The 6,398-nt window shown below is 68.1% G+C and carries 5 protein-coding genes; 2 read left to right on the forward strand and 3 right to left on the reverse strand.

What is annotated here, in order from left to right; translation table 11 throughout:
- Positions 1–47 precede the first annotated feature (47 nt).
- Positions 48–437: a tyrosine-type recombinase/integrase gene (locus ABZ780_RS26325; protein ID WP_357487814.1), complete on the reverse strand. Its 390-nt coding sequence runs from the start codon at positions 435–437 to the stop codon at positions 48–50.
- 18 nt (positions 438–455) lie between these two features.
- Positions 456–1,487, reverse strand: a complete 1,032-nt coding sequence (locus ABZ780_RS26330; protein ID WP_357012798.1) for a glycoside hydrolase family 11 protein — start codon at positions 1,485–1,487, stop codon at positions 456–458.
- Between the two features lie 1,257 nt (positions 1,488–2,744).
- Between ABZ780_RS26330 and ABZ780_RS26335 the strand changes: the two genes are divergently transcribed.
- A complete protein-coding gene (locus ABZ780_RS26335) occupies positions 2,745–3,479 on the forward strand; it encodes an alpha/beta hydrolase (protein WP_357012797.1) in 735 nt (244 codons plus the stop codon).
- A 339-nt stretch (positions 3,480–3,818) separates the two neighbouring features.
- On the opposite strand, the gene ABZ780_RS26340 is transcribed toward ABZ780_RS26335, so the two are convergent.
- Positions 3,819–5,219 (reverse strand): hypothetical protein, encoded by a 1,401-nt coding sequence (locus ABZ780_RS26340; protein ID WP_357012796.1) that lies wholly within the window; start codon positions 5,217–5,219, stop codon positions 3,819–3,821.
- A gap of 282 nt (positions 5,220–5,501) precedes the next feature.
- On the opposite strand from ABZ780_RS26340, the gene ABZ780_RS26345 reads away from it, so the two are divergent.
- A protein-coding gene (locus ABZ780_RS26345; RefSeq protein WP_357487815.1) for an IS5 family transposase occupies positions 5,502–6,295 on the forward strand; the annotation gives its coding sequence in 2 pieces (ribosomal slippage) (positions 5,502–5,835 and positions 5,835–6,295; 795 coding nt in all).
- Positions 6,296–6,398 lie beyond the last annotated feature (103 nt).

Consider the following 6,398-nt stretch of genomic DNA (forward strand, 5'->3'; position numbering starts at 1 on the left):
ATCAGGCCCGGTCCGGTTGGACTGGGCCTGACCCCTTTTTCTGACCCCTACGTATAAACAAGCTTGTCCGTGGTCGAGCACTGCGCCTGGCGGGTCACCTCCACGTAGATCGGCTTGGTGATGGCCGGGGTGCTGTGCCCGAGCACGTCCTGAATCCGCTTGATCGGCACGCCCTGTTCGTAGAGGAGCGTCGCGCACGAGTGGCGCAGGTCATGGAAGCAGACCCGACGAAGCCCGGCCAGCGCCAAGAGCCGGACGAAGTGGCGGTTCAGGTTCCGCGGCTCGATGGGTATCGATGCCGGTAGTGAAGACCAGGTCGAAGTCCTGCACCGGTCACCGGTGACCTTCCGTTCAGCCCGATGCGAAACCCGGCTGGGGGTCGTGTCCTGAACGCGACGACGGGTGGCGTGCCGGCCCGGCCGGCACGCCGCCCGCAGGGGTCGGTTGGGTCTGGGTCAGCTGGTCCGGCAGGTGACCGTCGGCCAGGTCCAGTTGTTGTTGGCCATGATCGTGATGCCGAAGTTGTTGCCGTTGCCGTTCGGCCTGGCGGTGACGGTGCCCGAGTTGCCGCTGAGCGAGGCGTTCCAGCTGTTCTGGATCCACTGGCCGCCATTGAGCCCGAGGCTGACCACCCAGTTGTTGGTGCCGCTGACCGCCACGTTCAGGTTGAACCGGTCACCCCACCGCTCGGCAGCCGACAGCACTGCGGTGCAGTTGCCGTTCGCGGGCGGGGTGGTCGGACTGGTGGTCGGCCCGGTGGTGGGGTTGCCCCCGCCGCCTTCCCAGACGTTGATGTCCGAGCTGCCCTGGCTCTGGTAGCCCTCGGTCGCCATGACCTGGTAGGCGTGGTTGCTGCCCAGGTTCAGGCCGGCGCGGGCCCAGGCGTCGAAGTGGTTGGCGGTGGTGATGGTGCCACTCGAACGCTTCTGCTGACGGACGCTCCAGTACTGGTAGAACGTCTGGTTGCCGTCGATCGACGGGGCGTTGACCCGCTGGCTGCGGAGGATGTCGTAGGTGCCGCCGTCAGTGGTGACCGTACCCAGCCGCTGGGCGCCGCTGCTCGGGTTGTAGCTGCCGAAGTTCTCCACCACGTAGTACTCGATGAGCGGGTTCCGCGTCCATCCGTACAGGGCGAGGTAGGTGTTGTTGTTGCCCGGGTTGTAGGTGCCCGAGTAACTGATCGTCCGTCGGCTGCCGGTGGCCCAGCCCTTGCCGCCGACCCAGTTGTTGGTGCTCCTGTCCCAACTGCTGCTGTACCGGCCGTCGGCGCGCAACGTCATGCTGGCGTTGCCGCTGTCCTTCCAGAACGAGAAGTAGTAGCCGTTGTGTGTGCCGGTGAGGTTCGAGGTGAGGGTCCGGTCGGCCTCGGCGTGCGCGTTGGGGCTGGCGATGAACGTGCCGGTGACGGCGAGCGCCGCAGCGCACGCGGCGCTGAGGAGCAGCCGCATGCGACTGCTCTTTCGCGGCCTGGTCGAGGTGTCCTTCATGTACGTGTTCCTCCTCGTGACAGCTGGTGGTGGCCAGCGCCGCGATGTGACCCCGCAGGCTGTCGGTGGCCAGGTGCGGCAGCCGGTCTTCGGCGTATCCCCCGTGGTAGGTGGACGGCCCTCCTGTGCGACCGAGACGGGTCGCGGTGAACCAAGATCATTGAGGGACATCGATGGCAATCGTATGGCCCCGACTCTGAGCCCGTCAATAATTTCCGAAACGTTCCCGGAACACTTTCTTGGTGACGTGGTGTCTCAGGTAGCTCCAACTGGCTGCCAGCCTTGCTCATCGTGCTCCGCATGGTCAGCCGTTGTCGGGGGTGGGAGCGGTGATCCGCAGCCAAGCCACCGAAACTTTCAGTCCGGGTCGGGCCTTGGCCGTGCCAGCGAGGGCGGCGCTCTCTGCACCGGACCTGTCGCTCAGCCCGCCGCGAATCAGTTGGAGATCGGCAAGTCCGGCAGGTACCTCTGACGAAACAGCGATCATCCCCATACCCAAGGACTCGCAACCGCCCGGACTGGCCGGAACAAGAGCCTCCCGGCCAATCAGCGTCTATGCCAGCCTGCGGCGGCAGGATTTGCCCCGCAGGCCCGAGCGGCGGCAACCAGACGCATCAGCGAGCGATCGGGCCACCGGGCCTGCGGCACCGTATGTCCGGGCGCTGGTAGTCGCACGGTCGTCACGTGCGGCAAGCAGTGGGCGTATCGGTGGGTGCTCCGCAGGTGCTCGGTTGCCGTGGACCGACCGGCATCCATCTGGACACCTGGTCTCATGTTTCGGCGGATTGAGCTCTTGGTGGGAACAGTTGGACTACTGCGACGCTAGCGGACGTAAGAGTCGGTCAAGGTCAATCTCTTAATCCGCGGGTTCGGGGTTCGAGTCCCTGGCGCACCAGCAATTAAGGCTCTGGTCAGGTGGTTCACCACCTGACCAGAGCCTTTTCACGTCCGTCCGACGACGGTCCTTCGGTGGGTGCTCGGGAGCCGTTGGATCGGCATCGGCGGGACGCGGTGCGGCGCCAGCGGACAGACCCATGGATCAAATGGATGCGCTACTGCCAGTGCGTCGATGTCCGCCCAGGGGCAAAACACGTTTGGCGGATCACGGCGACCGCTGCTAGCTTTCCGGAGGCCGTGCGAGAGACCGAGGAGGTGGTACCCGTGAACGTTTCGACATGGGTGCTCCCCTCTGGGGTCACGGTCGGGCGATAGGTCGTCCGGGAGCGCCGTTCGCGAGCACTCCCGAAAGGCACGACCATGCGATTCACTTCTGAACAGCGCCTCGATGACGGCGTCCTCGAACGCGAATTCACCCTCGGCGAGATCCCCGGCATCCTGTGGACGCCTACATCCGCATCCGCGCCGGTTCCGCTGATCCTGCTCGGCCACCCCCCGCTCGGACTGCAGAAGATGTACCCCCGCCTGGTGGCGCGGGCCAGGCGCGCCGCGGCGGATGGCTTCGCTGCGGCTACCATCGAGCTCCCCGGGAGCGGTGACCGGCCCCGTTGGGCCGCCGCCGAGCGGGCCCGCGCCGACCTGCGCCGGGCTATGGAGGCCGGCGAGCCGGTCAGCGACGAGATCATCGACGCCCTCATCCTCCCGCTCGTCGACAAGGCGGTCCCGGAATCGCAGGCCACCCTGGATGCGCTCCTGTCGCTGCCCGAGATCGGCGGCCCGGTCGGGTATTCGGGGGGAGTGATCTCCGTTGGCATCCGGCTCGCGGTGGTCGAGCCGCGCATCGTGGCCGCCGCCTTCTTCGCCGGGAGTTTCGTGCCTCGCACCATGTTCGAGGAGGCCCGACAGGTCACCATTCCGCTGCATGTCCTGCTGCAGTGGGACGACGAAGGGAACGACCGGCAGGCGGCCCTGGACCTGTTCGACGCCTTCGGCTCCAAGGAGAAAACGCTGCACGCCAACATGGGCGGACACACCGGTGTCCCGCAGTGGACAGGGGAGGACGTGGCCGGGTTCTTCGCCCGGCATCTGCGCTAGCCGCTTGCGACCGTATCCGCACTTTCTGAACCGTTGTGCGGGGGCGCAGGGTTTGACCCCCGCTTGACCCCAACCGCAGGCAAGGCCGGCTCGAACCAGCACCCTGCCCACACTGGACAAAGCGAGGTCCCGCCGTAGCTGGTTGTTCGAGAGGCAGCCGCGGGTTCGGGGTTCGAGTCCCTGGCGGCGCACCAGCAACCAAGGCTCTGGTCTGGTGGTTCACCACCAGGCCAGAGTCTTTTCATGTCTGTCCGACGACGGGTGCTCGGTGGGTGCTCGGGAGCCGTTGGACCGGATCGGCGTCGGTGCGACGCCAGCGGACAGGCAGGCCGCGCCGCTTTAGCGCCTCGCGGCTAGGGGGAAGCTGGTGTCGCCCCGGGGCTTGGGGCCGCGTCGAGGATGTGTCCGGCGCCACAGCAGGTACGCGGTGCCGATGACGGCGACGCCGATGACGGCGTTGAGGAGCATCGGCCAGGGCCCGCGCTGCGGGCGGCCTGCGCTGCGGACGGTCAGGTCGGGTAGCAGGCCGGTGGCGAGGTGCAGGTCGAAGAGCTGGCAGCTCTGGAGGCCGATCTCGCAGGTGCTGCCGGTGTCGAAGCGGGCCAGGGTTCGGCGGGTGCCGTCTCCGAGATTCACCTCGGCCAGTGCCGCGTGGCCTGCGGTGTTGATTGTCGCCACGAGTACGCTGCCCGCCGAGCGCCAACCGAGCAGTTGCGCGACGTCGGGGACGGGAGCGGGTGGTGCGCCGGTGCCCGCGACGGGCACGAACGTGACGTCGCCGACCTTCCACAGGAACGTGCCGTGGTGACCGGGCTCGCCGCCGGTGGTGCCGTTGAACGGGCCGTCGCCGATCCACGGCACGGTGGCGAGGTGCCTGCCGTCCGGTGACCAGCCGACCTCGGCGGCAAGTTCGCGCCCACCCGGGATCGGGACGCTGCCGTGTTCGCTGCCGTCGAGGTCGACGAGGTGGGCCACCTGGCCGACCTGCACGGCAAGCCGGCGGCTGTCCGGCGCGAACGCGGCCGTCCATGCCGGCGTGATGGCCGGCACCGCGGTGCTGCGTCCGGTCGACAGGTCGAGCAGGCGCAGCGTACCGGCGCGGGCGACCTCGGCCTCGACGACGCCGACGGTGCCGAACTCGGCGGAGTTGGTCAGGGGTGCGCCGCTGTACGCGACGTGGCGGCCGTCAGGGGACCAGGCCAGCAGCCGTACGCCTACCCGGTCACCGAGCGGGATCGACCGGCGCTCTCCGGTGGTCAGGTCGACGAGGACCAGGTCGCCGGTCGCGCCGCGGTCGTCCCCGAGCAGGACGCGGGTGCCGTCCGGAGAGAGCAGGGCCGAGGGGCGGTCCCGCTCCTCCATGGCGTCGACCCGCCGGTACGTGTCCCCGTCGGACCCGACGACGAGCGGTTGGAACATGTTGAACGTCTCGCCGTTGCCGTAGCCGTAGAGGGCGATCGCGCGGCCGGGTGGAGCCGACGTGACGGTGCTGGTCAGCACCGAGTACCCCGCGAAGCGGTCCGGCAGGCTCGGCCCCGTCGACGAGCCCGCTGGCTGGACGGGCAACCCGACGCCGGGCACCACGAGGACGGCCAGGACGAGTACAACGACCGCCCACAGCGCCGCGGTCGCGATCCGGTGGCGCCGCACCGAGCGGCGACCTCGGACGAGTACGGCATCCAGGTAGCCCGGCGGCAGCGGCGGCGGGTCGTCCGGCAGGGTGGCGAACAGGTCTCTCATGGCGTGTCCGATCCTCCCGGCACGTAGTTCGGCAGAAGGCGGCGCAGCGCCGTGATGGCGTACGAGGTCTGACTCTTCACGGTAGTCAAGCGTTCATAGAAGCCAGTTACAGAATTTCCCTTCCGCCGCCGCCCATGGGAACGGTCAGCCGTCGCCCGTCGCCAACTCACCGCCGGTGCAGCCCTCTAAGAGGTCCTAACAAAATGATCTCTGACTCTTTCGTCCGTTGTGGAGGGCGATCTACGATGTCGGGTCGTGAGGCGTGGCGAGCAGCCGCCGTGGATCGTGCCGGACGGGCTGTGGCAGCGCATCGAGCCGTTGCTGCCCAAACCTGAGCGCAACCCACGGCACCCGGGACGCAAGCGGATCCCGGATCGGCAGGTGCTGTGCGGGATCTTGTTCGTGCTGCACACCGGCATCCAGTGGGAGTTCCTGCCCCAACAGCTGGGGTTCGGTTCCGGGATGACGTGCTGGCGGCGCCTGGAGGAGTGGAACCGGGCCGGGGTGTGGCAGCGGCTGCACGAGCTGCTGCTGGCCGAACTGCACGGCGCCGGCAAGCTCGACTGGTCCCGCGCCGTGATCGACTCCTCACACGTGCGGGCCGCCCGACGTGGCCCAAAAGCGGCCCGAGCCCGGTCGACCGCGCCCGCCCGGGCTCGAAGCACCACGTCCTGACCGAGGGCGCCGGCATCCCCCTGGCCGTGTCGCTGACCGGCGGCAACCGCCACGACGTCACCCAACTACTCCCGCTGCTCGACAAGATCCCGCCGGTACGCAGCCGGCGCGGCCGACCCCGCCGGCGCCCCGACCACCTGTACGGCGACCGTGCCTACGACCACGACAAGTACCAGCGAGCTGTGCGAGCCAAAGGCATCCGCCCGCGCATCGCCCGCCGCGGTCAACCCCACGGATCCGGACTGGGCGCGGTCAGGTGGGTGGTCGAGCGCACCGTCGCCTGGTACCACGGCATGAAACGGCTACGCATCCGGTGGGAACGCCGCGACGACATCCACGAAGCCTTCCTCGCCCTGGCCACCTGCATCATCACGTACCGACACGTCGCACGACTTTGTTAGGACCTCTAAGAGGGCGTCTGATTCACGTATTTTGCGGGTGATGCCGTCTTCAGGTGTCTCGCCAGGTTGGGGTGGTTTCGTTGGTGATGCGTTTGGTGAGGTT

It is taken from the genome of Micromonospora sp. NPDC047467 (assembly GCF_040643095.1).
In the GTDB taxonomy this organism is placed as follows: domain Bacteria; phylum Actinomycetota; class Actinomycetes; order Mycobacteriales; family Micromonosporaceae; genus Micromonospora.

What these genes read in the sequence shown, in the direction of transcription:
- ABZ780_RS26330 (WP_357012798.1), bottom strand. Translation starts at nt 1,487, where the DNA reads ATGAAGGACACCTCGACCAGGCCGCGAAAGAGCAGTCGCATGCGGCTG.
- ABZ780_RS26335 (WP_357012797.1), top strand. Translation starts at nt 2,745, where the DNA reads ATGCGATTCACTTCTGAACAGCGCCTCGATGACGGCGTCCTCGAACGC.
- ABZ780_RS26340 (WP_357012796.1), bottom strand. Translation starts at nt 5,219, where the DNA reads ATGAGAGACCTGTTCGCCACCCTGCCGGACGACCCGCCGCCGCTGCCG.